This window comes from Agrobacterium sp. 5Ca50 (assembly GCF_055381905.1).
The window spans coordinates 2,049,342-2,064,774 of sequence record NZ_AP026438.1 but is presented as its reverse complement, the minus strand read 5'-3'; the positions used below and the strand labels follow the sequence as shown (position 1 = coordinate 2,064,774).

Here is a 15,433-nt window from a genome sequence, read left to right as displayed (position 1 = left end):
GGGAGGAACATAGATATGAACGCACACCTACAACCCACCGGCTCCGCATACTTCATTTCGAAGGAAACCGCTGCCATTGAAAACCACACGCTTTCGGTTCTCGTCAGCAACGAGCCGGGTGTTCTGGCCCGCGTGATCGGCCTGTTCTCCGGTCGTGGCTACAACATCGAAAGCCTGACGGTTTCCGAAACCGAACATGAGGCGCATCTGTCGCGCATCACCATCGTCACGCGCGGCACACCTCTGGTTCTCGAGCAGATCAAGGCGCAGCTAGAGCGGATCGTTCCGGTCTACCGCGTTGTTGACTTGACCGTGCGTGCTCGTGAACTGGGACAGGAGCGTCCGATTGAACGTGAAGTGGCGCTTCTCAAGGTTGTCGGCGGCGGTGAAGACCGTGCCGAAGCCCTGCGTCTGGCCGATGCTTTCCACGCCAAGGTGGTTGATGCGACGGTTGAGCACTTCATTTTCGAGATCACCGGCAAGTCCTCGAAGATCGACCAGTTCGTCGCCATCATCAAGCCACTCGGCCTGATCGAAGTGTGCCGTACCGGTATCGCTGCCATGAACCGTGGTTCGCAGGGCATGTAATCCTGCCGGAACAAAATGACCTCAGGGCCGTTCGCAACACATCGTTGCGGGCGGCTTTTTTGTTTGAAAGAATGCCTTTGGATACGTGGTGCGTGATACTCAGATCAAGGGGCGTAGTTTTCATTGATGATAAAACCGGAAGCCCTGCTTTATCCCACGCCGGATGGTCTTTATTGCCCGCAAGGGGATTTCCACATCGACCCAGTGCGTCCAGTGCGTCGAGCGCTGATAACCCATGGCCATTCGGACCATGCTCGCGCTGGTCATCAGCATGTTCTGGCGACCCGTCAGACGCTCGATATCATGCGCATTCGCTACGGTGAGGATTTCTGCGGAAGCGAGCAGGCGATTGCGCACGGTGAAACCGTCGATATCAACGGCGTCGCCATCCGTTATTATCCGGCAGGCCATGTGCTGGGGTCGGCGCAGATCGCTGTCGAAAAATCTGGAACACGCATTGTGGCATCCGGTGACTACAAGCGCAGCCCGGATCCAACCTGCGAAGATTTCGTGCCTGTTACCTGTGATGTGTTCATTACCGAGGCAACCTTTGGTCTGCCGGTTTTTCACCATCCGAACCCTAGAGATGAAATGGCGAAACTGCTGCAGTCGCTGAAGCAGTTTCCAGAGCGTACCCACATTATAGGCGCCTATGCGCTGGGCAAGGCGCAGCGGGTCATCATGCTGCTGCGCAATGCAGGATATGATGCGCCGATCTATATCCACGGTGCGCTTGCCAGGCTGTGCGACTATTATCTGTCGCAGGGCATCCCGCTTGGGGATTTGCGACCGGCAACCGTGGAAAAACAGGACGCAGGCATATTCAAGGGCGCTGTTGTCATCGGACCGCCCTCGGCCTTTGCCGATCGCTGGGCGCGGCGTTTTTCTGATCCGGTGCCGGCCTTTGCATCCGGCTGGATGATGGTGCGCCAGCGGGCGCGCCAACGCGGTGTGGAGCTGCCGCTGGTGATTTCCGACCATTGCGACTGGCCTGAACTGACGCAGACGATCCGTGATACCGGTGCTGGTAATATCTGGGTGACGCATGGTCGTGAGGAGGCGCTGGTGCGCTGGTGCGAGCTGCACGGCATTGCCGCCAAACCGCTGCATCTTGTTGGTTATGAAGACGAGGGGGATTGAGAGACATATGTATGCTTTCGCCCAACTTCTCGACCGTCTGGTTCTGACACCATCCCGCAATGCCAAGCTGACATTGCTGACCGATTATTTTCTCGCCACACCTGATCCTGACCGGGGTATTGCGTTGGCAGCCTTGGCTGGCACGCTTGACCTCAAGGGCGTCAAACCGGCCATGATCCGCGAACTGGTGCTGGAGCGCATGGATGAGGTGCTGTTTCGCTACTCCTATGACTATGTTGGTGACCTTGCCGAGACTGTTGCGCTGGTCTGGGATCAGGGCGAGATAAAACCGGAAAAGTCCGGTCAAGACCTTTCGTTGGGCGAAGTCGTGCAGCAGATGCAGACGCTTGGCAAAATGGAAATCCGCAATGCGGTGCGTGGTTTGCTGGACAGGCTGGACACATCAGGACGCTTTGCCTTTCTCAAGCTTGTCACAGGCGGTTTGCGTATCGGGGTGTCTGCCCGTCTGGCAAAACAGGCGCTGGCGGAACTCGGCTCGAAAGACATCACCGAGATCGAGACGCTGTGGCACGGTTTGAAGCCGCCCTATGAACCGCTGTTTGCGTGGCTTGAGGGTAAAAGTGACCGGCCTGTTATGGCAACGCCGGCAATTTTCCATTCCGTAATGTTGTCTACGCCGGTCGGCGACAATGATCTCGATGCGCTTGATGCGGTAGATTACGCTGCCGAATGGAAATGGGATGGCATTCGTGTGCAGTTGTCGCGTTCGTCAGGCACATGCCGCCTGTATTCGCGCTCCGGTGATGATATCTCAAATGCATTCCCTGACATTGTCGACGCGGCGGATTTTACCGGTGTAATAGATGGCGAATTGCTGGTGGGAGGCACATTCACCTCGAACCGGCCAACTGCCAGCTTTTCCGATCTGCAACAGCGGCTAAACCGCAAGACGGTTTCCGGTCGCATGTTGCAGGATTATCCAGCCTTCATTCGTGCCTATGATCTTTTGTTTGAGGATGATGTCGATATTCGTGGCCAGAGCTTTGTCGAGCGACGTCAGAAGCTGGAAAGGTTGATTGCTGGGGCAAAGCCGGACCGGTTTGACCTGTCGCCACTTGTCCCATTTTCCTCATGGGCTGAACTGGAGCGGCTGCGCGCCGATCCACCGGATGCGGTGATCGAAGGCATCATGCTCAAGCGGCTGGATAGCACCTATCAGGCGGGACGGGCAAAGGGGCCGTGGTTCAAGTGGAAACGTGACCCTTATAATGTCGATGCGGTGCTGATGTATGCGCAGCGCGGCCATGGCAAACGCTCCAGCTACTATTCCGATTTTACCTTTGGTGTCTGGATGGCGGGCGAGGGTGGCGATCAGCTGGTTCCTGTCGGCAAGGCCTATTTCGGTTTTACCGATGCAGAGCTGGATGTGTTGGACAAGTTTGTACGCGACAATACGGTGGAGCGGTTTGGTCCGGTGCGCTCCATTCGCGCCGAACCGGATTTCGGATTTGTCGTCGAAGTGGCTTTTGAGGGCATCAACAGGTCCGGACGTCACAAGTCAGGGGTGGCTATGCGCTTTCCACGTATCTCCCGTTTGCGAACCGACAAACTGCCACGGGAGGCTGACCGGCTGGAAACGCTTGTTGCCATGATTGACGGCGGAGCCAACTTGCCAATCTGATTCATGTTTGTGGCATTTTGATTCAGGAAACAGGCTCAACATACTGAAAAGCCTCCCGCAATGTTTGTTGCGGGAGGCTTTGTTATTTGTGTCAGATGACTGGATCAGCCGAATTTACTACCAAAGGACGAGGCCAGTTTCTGTCCCAATGCGCGGGCCGGAGACTGTACTGGTGTGGAATATTCATTGGCTGTGGCAATGCCATATGAGTTGCCATTGTCCAGCTTGAACTGCGACAGTAGCGATGTCAGCGCAGCAGCCTGTGTGGCAAGGCTGTTGCTGGCTGCCGTCGATTGCTCGACCATTGCGGCGTTCTGCTGGGTGCCCTGATCCATCTGGTTGACGGAGGTGTTGATCTCCGAAAGGCCGGTCGACTGTTCCTTGGCAGAGGTTACAATCGAATGGACGTGCCGGTTGATTTCCTGGACTTCCGCGACGATGGATTCCAGCGTACGGCCGGTTTCACCGACCAGTTCGACACCCTGGCGAACCTGCTCGCTGGATGTGGTGATCAGCGCTTTGATCTCCTTTGCCGCTTTGGCAGAGCGCTGTGCCAGTTCGCGCACTTCCTGGGCAACGACGGCAAAGCCCTTGCCAGCTTCACCGGCACGTGCTGCTTCCACGCCGGCATTCAGTGCCAGGAGATTGGTCTGGAACGCAATGTCATCGATTACACCGATGATGTTGCTGATCTCGTTGGAGGAGCTTTCGATGCCCTGCATGGCGACGACCGCCTTGCGGACTACCTGACCGGACTGTTCAGCACCGACACGGGTCTGCGAGACCAGTTCACCTGCTTCGCTGGCGCGAACGGCGGAATCCTTGACGGCGGTGGTTACCTGCTCAAGGGCTGCTGCAGTTTCTTCAACTGATGCGGCCTGCTGTTCGGTACGCTTGGACAGGTCTTCGGCGGCGGAGCGGATTTCATTGGCACCGGCATCGATCATGCGAGCGTTGTCGCCAATCGAGCTGAGAACGCCATGCAGCTTGGCGATGGAGGTGTTGAAGCTGGTACGCAGCTGATCCAGCTGACCGGCAAACTTTTCCTCGATGCGGTAGACCATGTCACCCGCTGCCAGACGGTCGAGCGCCGTGCCGAGATTATCGACGGCAAACAGAACTTCGGCAGCTTCGCGGGCCTTCTGCTCTTCGCGGGAAAGGCGCTCTTTTTCGCTGAGGCTGCGGTTGGCTTCGGTTTCGTGCTCCAGACGTTCACGCTCAATGGCGTTCTGGCGGAACACCGTAACAGCGGCAGACATATCGCCAATTTCATCCTTGCGGCCACTATGCGGAATGGCGCTGGCGTTATCGCCTGCAGCCAGTTTGTTCATGGCATCGGTGATCTCGGTGATCGGACGGGAAATTCGAATATGGCTCAGCACTGCTGCGGCGATCGCGATCAGCGTTGAAACGATGATCGACAAAATGGTGACAGTGTTGGCAAAGCTCGCCGTCTTTTGTGCGCCAGCTGCTGCTTCCCGACCGAGGCTGCTATTCAGGTCGAGGATATCATTCATCTTGGCAACGGCTTCCTGTCCCTTTGGGGTCAGGGTTTGCTGAATGTAGCCCTTGGCTTCGTAGAGCTGGCCATTGTTGATATATTCGATGAATGCCGCGCCAGCGGCTTCATATTCTGTCACGGACTTTTCAGCGATAGCGAATTTTTCCACCAAGGCTGGCGAGGTGATCGTCGCGCCAAATTCATCTGCAGCCTTTTTGCGGTCTGCCTGTGCCTTGTGAATGGCCGCAATAGCTGCATCGACTTCTTCAATCGTGCCGGCACTCATGCCCTGCACATAGGCGCGTCTTACGTCGCCGAACAGCATGTTGATTTGCGACAACACTTCGGAACGGGCCAGACGGTAATTGACGCCTTCCGTCGCATCTTTCAGGTTTGAAATTGAATTGAGGGCAATTGCTCCTTGCGCGACGCCAAGCACAACGAGAAGGCCAAATAGGCTGGGGAGGAGTGTCTTGATTTTCATGTTTGTCAGCTTTGTTTCACCATGGCGCACGTTGTCGGTGAATTATCTACAATCCTGTGCTTGTTTTTGTTTTAGCGCGATGGTTGTGTAAAGAATGGTTAAAGCCGGCGGCACAATTTTGAATGGGTACTTTAGTGTCGTTTATTGTAATAATTTCTAATGTTTTTTCATTTGGTTAAACGCGCTATTCCTGTGGTTGAAGGCCGCAAAAAATACCCTGTATTTTGACAAGTCTGATTGAAAATACGCAACCAAAAATAGATTTTTATGTTTCTGAATTTTGGCGAAAAGCCACGAGAAACGTGCGCGACCTTTGCGCGCATTTTTCGCAAACGGTGAAATGCGAACGGAATTTAAGCGGGCAAATAGCGGCGTGAGGTTTGTGCGCGGCTAAAGCATTTCCAGCGGCATTTTTTTCGCCGGTGGCGGGAAGGCGGCATCCAGTGCATCCCAGTCCTCGTCGCTGATATCAAGACCGGCAGCGCCCCGGTTTTCCTCGACGCGCTGCGGATGGCTGCTTTTGGGAATAGCAATCACGCCGTCGCGCTCCAGCAGAAAGGCAAGGGCAATCTGTGCAGGAGTTGCCTGATAGGCCTTTGCGATACGGATCAGTTCGGCATTGCGCAAAATACGGCCTTGTTCAATCGGCGAATAGGCCATCAGCGGTACGCGGTTTCGCTGACACCACGGCAATAGATCGTATTCCGGCCCGCGGCGGGACAGATTGTAGAGCACCTGATTGACGGCGCAGTTACCACCACCTTGAACGGCAAACAGCTCTTCCATATCAGAGGCGTCAAAGTTGGAGACGCCCCATTCGCCAATCTTGCCCTGTTGTTTCAGGGTCTCGAAAGCGGCGACGGTTTCGCGCAGTGCATGTGGCCCACGCCAGTGAAGGAGATAGAGGTCGATGTAATCGGTTCCCAGCCGTTCAAGACTTCGGTCGCAGGCGTCGATTGTGCCCTTACTGTCGGCATTCCATGGGTACACCTTGCTGACCAGAAACACCTGATCGCGTCGCCCTGCAATCGCCTTGCCGACCACCTCTTCGGATTTGCCATCGGCATACATTTCTGCCGCGTCGATCAATGTCATGCCGACATCTATTGCCTTTTGAATGCTGGCGATCTCATCCGGTTCGCTGCGCGGTTCTTCGCCCATCATCCATGTGCCAAGGCCCAGTGCGGGAACATTTACGCCGGAGGGCAGGCTAACAGTTGGAATGTCTTCTTGCATGGGGAACCCCTTCATCACTGGCGGGCGAGCCCGCAGACAATAGAATCAAACCGGTCCGGTGTGGCATCTCCGTTGGCGCAATCTATCAAAAAAAGTGACTGTTGTTATGACGGTTTGCGACTGGTTCTAATGGCACGCGGTGGGTAATCTGGCGCACCTCTGGAGGTCGCATGACTATCGAAACATTTCTGGCACTTGTCCTTTTTGCCTTTACCACGTCCATCACACCCGGACCCAACAACATGATGTTGTTCTCTTCTGGGGTGAACTTCGGCTTCCGTCGAACGGTTCCACATATGCTGGGCATCGGTGCCGGATTTCTGTCGCTGCTGATTGGCGTTGGTTTTGGGCTGGGTGCCTTGTTGCATTCTGTGCCGATGCTCTACACGGCGTTGAAATTCGCAGGTGGTCTTTATCTTGTGTGGATTGCCTGGAAGATAGGGATGTCGCGCAGCCTCTCCGAGGGCAAGACCGGGGCCGCACCGATGACCTTTCTGGGAGCTGCCGCGTTTCAATGGGTTAACCCGAAAGCTTGGGTGATGGCAGTGACAGCCATGGCGACCTATACGGATGAGAGCCAGTATTTCACCACCGTCCTGCTGGTCGGGGTGGCCTTTGCTGCCGTTAACCTGCCAAGTGTTTCCACCTGGGCAGGTTTTGGCTCCGCGTTGCGGGAATGGCTTTCGGTGCCGGTGCGGTTAAAGTGGTTCAACATCACCATGGCGGTGCTTCTGGTTCTCAGCCTCTGGCCAATGCTGAAATAGCGTTGGTCAGGTCGGAAACTGGCGGTAACATTCCTCGGCGATACGGCGCAGATCTGTGTGCGAGATTTCGCCCGACACGGCATAACCAATATCATTGTCGATCCAGTAGAAGGTCGACACACCGTCGGCATCTGCCAAGCGGAAACTGGTTGTGCGGTTTTGCGGATTACGGCCCACCAGCACGGTCACACGTTCACCGCTGCCGTTCTGGTACATCAGCATGGCGCCGGGTTTGCCACTGACCGGCACCAGCCTGCCGCCAACCAGCTCATAACCCACTGAGGTCAGATCCGGCACGGTGAAAGGATACCCCAAACGTTTGCCAAGCCAGGTCGACAGATGTGCCTGCTGGTCTGCTCCGACTTCTACGGGGTGGCGGACCTCGCTGGCATAGATGAGATAGGCAGATTCTGCCTGTGTAGAAATATCGGCCACGACCTGCGTCGTCCGAAGCGGATCTGCTTTTTGCGGTAACAAGGGTACAAATTGCCCGGCAACGGCGCCAGCGCCAAAAATCAGGCAGGCGGCAGCAGCACGCATCAGGACGGGCATAAGGCGACGGCCACTGTCTTGCAGGGTGTGCAGCAGTTTGTGGTCGTCATATTTTGCCGTGTGGTAGGGGGCGAATGCCTGTCGCAGGGCCTTTGCGTGGTCGTGCCAGTCCTTAACCTTGGCGCGGTCCTGCGGGTTCGACTCAAGCCACTGCTCCACGCGGGCGTGGTCTTCGGCACCCAGCAGTCCGTCTGCATAGGCGTGAAGATCGCTTTCCGTTATGGCATTGTCTCTCGTCATTTCGGTCTCCGCAGTGGTATGATATTGTCCTCGCTCAGATGAATTCGCACAGTTTCTCGCGCTCTCGAAAGGCGCGACATCACCGTGCCGAGCGGTATATTCATGAGGTTTGCGACCTCCTGATAGCTGTAACCTTCTACCGTCACCAACATCAAAACAGCACGCAGGTCAGGGTTCAACTGGGCAAGGGCATCATGCAACCGCTTGTTTTCCAGCGTATCGCTTGCCGGTTCGGTCACTATCTCGTTTTCGCAGGCGTCGATATTCTCAGAAGGATGGCGTTTTTCCGCGCGGTAACGGTTGCGGGAAATATTGGTCATGATGGAGTAGGCCCAGGCTTTCATCTGCGATCCGCGCCACTGCTGCTTTTTGGACAAAGCGTGTTCCACGCAATCCTGCAGCAGGTCTTCGCCGTCACTGTCAGAGCGGGAAAGACTGCGGGAATAACGACGTAACAAGGGCATCAGGGCCAGCATCTGGCCCTCGAACGTACTGTCGGCGGGAGCTTTGGGCTCCCGCCTTTCGTTATTGTTCATGCCATCATGGCTTTGCGACATGCCAAACTCCACCAACGCCATCTCCCGTGGCGTCACCTTCCTTCATGTCCTTAACCCAATAATACAACGGTTTGCCATCCTTGGCCCACTGTTTTGTTCCATCCTTGCGATCAATCACGGTGTAACCGTTGCCAGCCTTGTCGTCGGCTTTTGCCATCAGTGGCGGCCAGTTGGTCGCGCATTTGTCGTAGCAATTGGACACGTCTTTTTTGTCGTTCTGGAATGTGTAAAGCGTCATGCCCTTGTCGCCGGCAAGAACTTCGCCCTTATCGGTTTTAACGGTCTTCAGCATGGGGGCAGCATAGGCCGTGCCGGCAACGGCCAGCATGACAACAGGAATGAGTGCGAGCGTTTTCATGGAGATCCTCCTCGTTTGGTGCGGCGAAACAGCCGGTCACATGGAGTAAGACACCAGAGGAGGCGGATTTATTCCGTGGTTTGGAAAAAATCTTTCGATGCAGTTTCTACGCTTAGTTCCAAAGCTGAATGTCGGGTTTCATCAACATCAGCCAGAATATGCCGATGACGGCAAAGAAGGCTGGAAAACCGCAGGCAAACCAGATGCGGTAAAGCCGGAACCATTGCGGCGGCAATGACGTGTTATCCTTTGCGGCAAGGCGGGCGATGTCACGCAGCCTGATCTGTATCCACACCACCGGCAACCAGAACAGGCCGGTAAAGACATACAGCATAAGCGACAGGAAGACCCAGCCTTCTGTCAGCGGCCAGCCGATGCTTTTAGCCAACAGGTATCCGGTGATCGGTTGGAAAATGGCGGCCGTTGCCGTGAACAGCGTATCGGCAATCACTACCGTGCTGCTGACATGGGCAATCAATACAGGGTTTTCGGTCTGGCGTGCCACGACCATAAAAAATGCAATGCCGGCACCGGTGCCCAGAAGTACGGTTGCGCCAATGACATGGGCAAGGCGGATAAATTCTTCCAGCATGGTGGCCTATCGTTCGTCTAATGTCGCGAGCGCGACCAGCGTGAGCAGGATGGAGGGCAGGACTTTGACAAGCGGCCCCAGCGGGTCAAGCCACAGTCCCGGTTCCAGCACCGTGCCGCCAACCAGGTAGGTGGCGGTAACCAGCAACATGCCGAGCATGGTCCTGCGTGCAAAAGGCCGCACCAGAACCGCGAGGCCCAGCGCCATGTCCAGCACACAGGTGGCGACGGTAATAGTGATTGCTGCCGTGGATGGCATGAAGGGCAGGAAGTGACCGGATGCCCGCGGCAGGTCGAAAAGCGGGATCAGGCCAGACAGCAGCCAGAACAGCGACAGGCACAGAATGATTGCCGGTTTCAGCAGATACAATCGTGCAAACCACAGGTCCTGCACACCTGAAGGGCTTGCCTGCAATGTCTGCTGTGCGGTTTTCAGCAGCACACCGTAATGCCTGGCATCTGTTCTGGCGGAGGTAATGACGCCCTCCGACATGACTTGCATCGCGGTGGAACGCAGGGGCGAGCGCCAACCGAGACGTCCGGCCAAATCTGCCAACCAGCTGACCGGTCGGGCGATGGCGGGTGGCAGCGAAATGATCCGCGCAGTCGGTAGGCCCAGCCACTGGCGGTGCAGAAGAACAAGCGAGCCGAGCGTATGCTTTTCATCGGCAGCGAGGTCGACGTCGCTTTTGGGAGGGATCGATCCGGTGAGTGCCAAAAGAACCATTTGCGCAACAGCGCCGATGGCAACGGTTTGAACAGGGCTGTCTGCGTGGGTGAGCGGCAATATGCGCGGCATGCTGGCAAGTGCGCGCAGCAGTGATGTTCCGCCATGAGAATTGCGACCAATGAGCAGCGCCGGGCGCAGAATGACGTAAGGCAGGCCACTTTCGACAAGGGCTTCATCAGCGCGCCGTTTGGTGGCGAGGAAGGGCAGGGATGATGCTGCACCTGCGGTTCTGGCAGAGATCTGGATGATCAGCCGGCCACCTGCAGCCTGTGCCGCCTGATAGAGCGCCAGCATGGATTTTTCCTGCGTGGCGGCGAGATTGTCGGCCAGACCGTCCTGCAAGGCGCCAGCACAATTGACGATGGCGTCGTGACTTTCCACAAGTGCCTGCCATGCCGATGGTTCGCCCATGCGTGCCAGATCGGTGCTGACCCATTGCATGTCTGGTAGCTTGTATTTTGTCCGCTGAGGGTCGCGTCCAAGACCGGTAACCTGATGGCCTTGCAGGGCAAGTTTCCTTGCAATCTCTGAGCCGATGAAACCTGTTGCGCCGAGAATCAGTATCTTCATGGGAGCATTTTAGGCGCTATTGCCTTCGCTGGCACGCATGGAAGGAAAACTTCCACGGAGAGTTTGCGGTTGCGCAGTTGCCCCGAATCCTGCGAAGAGAGCGCATGCAATTTTCACCGCAACAGGACGAGGCTCTTAAAGCCGTTTCGCGTTGGCTCAAGGAAGGCCGTTCGCAGGTTTTCAGGCTTTTCGGTTATGCCGGAACGGGCAAGACGACGCTTGCCAAACATTTCGCTGAGAATGTGGATGGCGACGTGTTGTTTGCGGCCTTTACCGGCAAGGCGGCACAGGTGCTGCGTTCCCGCGGCGCGTCCAATGCCCGCACCATACATTCACTGATTTATCGACCACGTGGTGAAGAAGCCATCGAAAACGAGGAAACCGGCAAGACGTCCATCGCGCCGATGTTTTCTATCAACCGGCAAAGCCCGCTTGCCAAAGCTGCGCTGATCATCATCGACGAATGCTCAATGGTGGACGAGCAACTGGGCAAGGACCTGATGAGCTTCGGCACGCCGATCCTTGTTCTGGGTGATCCCGGCCAGTTGCCGCCGGTAACCGGTGGCGGTTATTTCACCGAGCAGGAACCGGATTATCTGCTGAGCGAAATTCATCGTCAGGCCAAGGATAACCCGATCATCCAGCTGGCCATGGATGTGCGCGAAGGTCGCGAGATCATGCGCGGCGATTATGGTTCGGCGCAGGTGATATCCAAATCGGAAGTGACGCAGTCATTGGTGCTGGACGCCGATCAGGTTCTGGTTGGTACCAACCGCACCCGTCGTCGTTACAACCAGCGTCTTCGCGAGTTGAAGGGCTTTTCCGCCGATTATCCGCAGTCGGGTGACAAGCTGGTATGCCTGCGCAATGACCCGGCCAAGGGACTGCTGAACGGCTCGCTTTGGCAGGTGATGAGTTCATCGCGCGAGACGGTAAAACCCGGCATCAACCTGATGATCCGTCCTGAAGACGACGATATGGATCGCGGTGCGGCAAAGATCAAACTGCTGAAAGCGGCGTTTGAGGAAAGCGAAACCGAAATTCCCTGGACGACGCGCAAGCGTTACGACGAGTTTGATTTCGGTTATGCGCTGACTGTGCACAAGGCGCAGGGTTCGCAGTGGAACAATGTTGTGTTGTTCGACGAGAGTTTCGCATTTCGCGACAGCCGCGAGCGCTGGCTTTATACAGCCATTACCCGCGCTGCAGAAACACTGACGATCGTTCGATAGGGCGACTATTCCCGTTCTTTCAAGCGGGGATGATGCCAAGCAATACGGCCTTGGCAACCGCTTGAAAGCGGTTGTTGGCGCTAAATTTCTGGATAATGCCCAATTCGATTTTCTGCAGTTCTTCCGTGCGCAGGCCAACGGCACGCGCCAGACGAACGGAGGCATAACCTTCTGCCATCAGTTCCAGGCATTTGCGTTCGATATCGGTCAGTATGATCGTATCTTCGGGTAATGGGCCGGTTTGAACCGTGTCATCATCATCATCATCCGGTGTCAGCAGATTGCTGATCTGTTGCATTTGCCGGCGCATGGTTGAAAGATCAGCCGTCAGTTCGCGTTTGCGGTTATTGAGCAAATCTTCGAAAAGCGCTGTCGCTTCCCCTTGAGAATCCGCATCAGCCAGCTTTTCCATGAATTCCTGAATGACCGCAACGGGAATGCCCACTTCGCGGCAGGTGTTGACCAGCGCCATGACATTTACGTTGCGATGCGAATAGATGCGCATCAGGCCAGAACGGCGGGAGGATAGCAGTCCTTTTTCCTCGTAGAAATGCAACGTTCTATGGGTGACGCCAAAAAGATTAGCCATCTCTGCTATTCCAACCGGCTCTGGCGGCAAGCGTAGGGATAGTTTGAGGTCTGGCAAGAAAATATGTTCGTCATAGAGCGACGACTTAGATTTCGCACGTATTTGACCGTCGGGCGTATTTTCCTTCTGCATAAGGTCTCCCCCCTCCATGCGTGAATATCTTTACAGCATTCCTTCTTGATCAGTCGCTACATTCCATGAATGAACCGCGCGAGATTGGCCCTCTCGCGTGTCTGGTCTTTCATCGTTGATGTCTGGAGTGAAATGTTTGCCTGGCGCAATCACGAGGTGTGCCACTCACAAGGCGAGCGTCGTTTGTGTGATTGGTCCTATGGTCGGCAACATCTCTCACAGGCGGCATTCCTTTCAGCGGATTGCGCGAATTTAGCATAATGAACCCATTTCTGATTCTGTTCCATGCCGAATACATTTTTTTCTGGTTGTTGCCCTTCTGTTACTGCATCCTTGATAAAAGAGAGTACTCACTCCTGATTTGCTTTTCCAAGGGCTGCCGTCATGCCAACCACTTTATCCGTTAATCTCAATGCCATAGCTATGCTGCGCAACAGGCGCGATCTGCCCTGGCCGGATGTCGAGCATTTTGGTCGACTGGCGCTTCAGGCCGGTGCCAGCGGTCTGACAGTACATCCGCGGCCAGACCAACGCCACATTCGGTTTTCTGATTTGCCTGTGTTACGCGCCCTGATTGATGACGAGTTCCCGCAGGCGGAGTTCAACATTGAGGGATATCCAACGGAAGAATTTCTGTTGCTTTGCGAACAGACCCAGCCAGAGCAGGTGACATTGGTGCCGGATGATCCGTCGCAGGCCACGTCCGACCATGGTTGGGATTTTCACAAACATTCAGGGCTCCTGAAAGAAACCGTCGCGCGTCTGAAAGCCAACGGCATGCGCGTGTCGCTGTTTGCCGATGGTGATGGAGACCGCTCTGCCGTGGAACTGGCTGCTGAGACCGGTGCCGCACGTATCGAACTTTACACTGGCCCGTTTGGCGGGTGTTACGACGATCCGGCAAAAGAGGCCGTACTGCTTGAGGCTTTGGGCCAGACAGCCGATCACGCCAAGGCGCTAGGGCTTGCGGTCAATGCTGGACATGACCTGACGGTTGCCAACCTCCCGGCACTGGTCAAGCGCATTCCTTATTTGGCCGAGGTCTCCATCGGTCATGGACTGACTGCGGATGCCCTGGAATATGGCATGGTCGAGACGGTGCGGCGTTTTTGCCGCGCCTGCGGTCAGGATATTTCATAACTATTGTCAAGTTTTGGCTTTATAAATTGGGCCTGCGCATTCCCATGCGCGGGCTTTATTTATTATGACCAAGGGGCAGTTTTATGCAGGAACATCATGTCGTTGTTGTCGGAGGCGGGTTTGGCGGGCTTCAGCTTGTACATGGGCTGAAAGGCGCACCTGTTCGCATAACGCTGATTGACCGACGCAATCACCACCTGTTCCAGCCACTGCTCTACCAAGTCGCATCCACCGTTCTTGCCACATCCGAAATCGCCTGGCCTATTCGCCTGCTGTACAAGGACCGCAAAGAGGTCACCACGCTGTTGACTGAGGTGACCGGCGTCGACCGTGCCGCAAAAACCGTGCAGTTGAAGACCGGTGAAAACATCGGATACGACACGCTGGTTCTGGCAACCGGCGCACGCCATGCCTATTTTGGCAATGACCAGTGGGAAAGCGTGGCGCCGGGTCTGAAGACCCTGGAGGATGCCACGACGTTACGCCGTCGTTTGCTGCTGGCTTTTGAGAAGGCCGAACTCAGCAACGACCCGGTGGAGCGCGAAGCGCTTTTGACCTTCGTCATCATCGGCGCTGGCCCGACCGGTGTGGAAATGGCCGGCATGATTGCCGAGTTGGCGCATAAAATTCTGCCACCGGAATTCCGCCGTGTTGATACCACCAAAGCCAAGGTCATTCTGGTGGAGGCCGGTCCACGCGTATTGCCGGTGTTTACCGAAGACCTTTCCGCCTATGCCAAGGATGCGTTGGAAAAGCTTGGCGTACAGGTTTCGCTTGGCACACCGGTTACAGCCTGCACGGATGAAGGTGTGACAATTGGAGATCGTTTTGTGGCGTGCCGCACCGTGGTGTGGGCGGCAGGTGTGCAGGCATCTCCGGCCGCGCAATGGCTTGGCATCGCCGCCGACCGGGCAGGGCGCGCCATCGTCGGGCCAGACCTGACCATTGAGGGTGATCCTGATGTGTTCGTGATTGGTGATACGGCCGCCGTAACACAGCAAAGCGGCAAGCCGGTGCCGGGTATAGCGCCAGCGGCAAAACAGCAGGGTAGTTATGTTGCGAGACTTATCGTTGCCCGTCTGACTGGCATGCCATTCACAGCACCGTTTCGTTACAGGCATCAGGGCAATCTGGCGACGATCGGTAAACGTGCCGCCGTTATCGACTTCGGCAAGTTCAGCCTCAAGGGCGGGCTTGCCTGGTGGATCTGGGGCCTTGCCCACATCTACTTCCTGATCGGCACGCGTTCGCGCCTTGCGGTGGCATGGAGCTGGTTGTGGATCTATCTTAGCGGTCAGCACAGTGCCCGCCTGATTACCCAGAAGGAAACTCTCAAAGACGAGGCGTGACACCACGCGTCTGATACAAACGAAAAAGGGCAGGATGC

At 55.9% G+C, this 15,433-nt stretch carries 15 protein-coding genes; 7 read left to right on the top strand and 8 right to left on the bottom strand.

Translation table 11 applies throughout. The annotated features are described in order from the left end of the window. The first annotated feature begins 15 nt into the window (after window positions 1-15). From ilvN to ACZ5FM_RS10195, 3 genes are all read left to right on the top strand, one after another. Window positions 16-588, top strand: coding sequence for an acetolactate synthase small subunit (gene ilvN / locus ACZ5FM_RS10205; RefSeq protein ID WP_192488569.1), 573 nt, complete (start codon window positions 16-18; stop codon window positions 586-588). A 129-nt stretch (window positions 589-717) separates the two neighbouring features. After that, the gene (locus ACZ5FM_RS10200) at window positions 718-1,728 is read left to right on the top strand and encodes a ligase-associated DNA damage response exonuclease (RefSeq protein ID WP_464040451.1); all 1,011 of its coding nucleotides are present in this window, start codon (window positions 718-720) and stop codon (window positions 1,726-1,728) included. 7 nt (window positions 1,729-1,735) lie between these two features. Next, on the top strand, window positions 1,736-3,370 hold the full coding sequence (locus ACZ5FM_RS10195; protein WP_464038602.1) for a cisplatin damage response ATP-dependent DNA ligase: 1,635 nt from the start codon (window positions 1,736-1,738) through the stop codon (window positions 3,368-3,370). Window positions 3,371-3,474: 104 nt separating this feature from the next. On the opposite strand, the gene ACZ5FM_RS10190 is transcribed toward ACZ5FM_RS10195, so the two are convergent. Further along, complete coding sequence (locus ACZ5FM_RS10190; RefSeq protein WP_312945211.1) at window positions 3,475-5,355, bottom strand: HAMP domain-containing methyl-accepting chemotaxis protein; 1,881 nt, start codon at window positions 5,353-5,355, stop codon at window positions 3,475-3,477. A 390-nt stretch (window positions 5,356-5,745) separates the two neighbouring features. After that, window positions 5,746-6,591 carry an aldo/keto reductase gene (locus ACZ5FM_RS10185; RefSeq protein WP_464038601.1) on the bottom strand — a complete coding sequence of 282 codons (846 nt, stop codon included), beginning with the start codon at window positions 6,589-6,591 and terminating at the stop codon, window positions 5,746-5,748. 170 nt (window positions 6,592-6,761) lie between these two features. Here ACZ5FM_RS10185 and ACZ5FM_RS10180 point away from each other — a divergent pair, with 170 nt between their 5' ends. After that, window positions 6,762-7,355 carry a LysE family translocator gene (locus tag ACZ5FM_RS10180; protein ID WP_250981825.1) on the top strand — a complete coding sequence of 198 codons (594 nt, stop codon included), beginning with the start codon at window positions 6,762-6,764 and terminating at the stop codon, window positions 7,353-7,355. A 6-nt stretch (window positions 7,356-7,361) separates the two neighbouring features. On the opposite strand, the gene ACZ5FM_RS10175 is transcribed toward ACZ5FM_RS10180, so the two are convergent. The 5 genes from ACZ5FM_RS10175 to ACZ5FM_RS10155 form a co-directional block, all read right to left on the bottom strand. Next, window positions 7,362-8,147 carry an anti-sigma factor family protein gene (locus ACZ5FM_RS10175; RefSeq protein ID WP_464038600.1) on the bottom strand — a complete coding sequence of 262 codons (786 nt, stop codon included), beginning with the start codon at window positions 8,145-8,147 and terminating at the stop codon, window positions 7,362-7,364. Continuing rightward, complete coding sequence (locus tag ACZ5FM_RS10170; protein ID WP_464038599.1) at window positions 8,144-8,704, bottom strand: RNA polymerase sigma factor; 561 nt, start codon at window positions 8,702-8,704, stop codon at window positions 8,144-8,146. The genes ACZ5FM_RS10175 and ACZ5FM_RS10170 overlap by 4 nt, the downstream gene beginning before the upstream one ends. After that, complete coding sequence (locus ACZ5FM_RS10165; protein WP_250981822.1) at window positions 8,688-9,062, bottom strand: COG4315 family predicted lipoprotein; 375 nt, start codon at window positions 9,060-9,062, stop codon at window positions 8,688-8,690. Before ACZ5FM_RS10165 ends, ACZ5FM_RS10170 begins: the two co-directional genes overlap by 17 nt. 112 nt (window positions 9,063-9,174) lie before the next feature. After that, on the bottom strand, window positions 9,175-9,654 hold the full coding sequence (locus ACZ5FM_RS10160; protein ID WP_464038598.1) for a DUF2269 family protein: 480 nt from the start codon (window positions 9,652-9,654) through the stop codon (window positions 9,175-9,177). Between the two features lie 6 nt (window positions 9,655-9,660). Then, on the bottom strand, window positions 9,661-10,953 hold the full coding sequence (locus ACZ5FM_RS10155) for an SDR family oxidoreductase (RefSeq protein ID WP_464038597.1): 1,293 nt from the start codon (window positions 10,951-10,953) through the stop codon (window positions 9,661-9,663). A gap of 104 nt (window positions 10,954-11,057) precedes the next feature. Here ACZ5FM_RS10155 and ACZ5FM_RS10150 point away from each other — a divergent pair, with 104 nt between their 5' ends. Further along, complete coding sequence (locus ACZ5FM_RS10150) at window positions 11,058-12,185, top strand: ATP-dependent DNA helicase (RefSeq protein WP_192488579.1); 1,128 nt, start codon at window positions 11,058-11,060, stop codon at window positions 12,183-12,185. Between the two features lie 19 nt (window positions 12,186-12,204). Here the strand turns inward: ACZ5FM_RS10150 and ACZ5FM_RS10145 are convergent, their stop codons facing one another. Further along, window positions 12,205-12,906 (bottom strand): MerR family transcriptional regulator, encoded by a 702-nt coding sequence (locus ACZ5FM_RS10145; protein WP_464038596.1) that lies wholly within the window; start codon window positions 12,904-12,906, stop codon window positions 12,205-12,207. 384 nt (window positions 12,907-13,290) lie between these two features. On the opposite strand from ACZ5FM_RS10145, the gene ACZ5FM_RS10140 reads away from it, so the two are divergent. Both ACZ5FM_RS10140 and ACZ5FM_RS10135 read left to right on the top strand, forming a co-directional pair. Beyond that, window positions 13,291-14,046, top strand: a complete 756-nt coding sequence (locus ACZ5FM_RS10140) for a pyridoxine 5'-phosphate synthase (RefSeq protein WP_250981818.1) — start codon at window positions 13,291-13,293, stop codon at window positions 14,044-14,046. Window positions 14,047-14,129: 83 nt separating this feature from the next. Beyond that, window positions 14,130-15,395, top strand: coding sequence for an NAD(P)/FAD-dependent oxidoreductase (locus ACZ5FM_RS10135; RefSeq protein WP_464038595.1), 1,266 nt, complete (start codon window positions 14,130-14,132; stop codon window positions 15,393-15,395). Window positions 15,396-15,433: the final 38 nt, after the last annotated feature.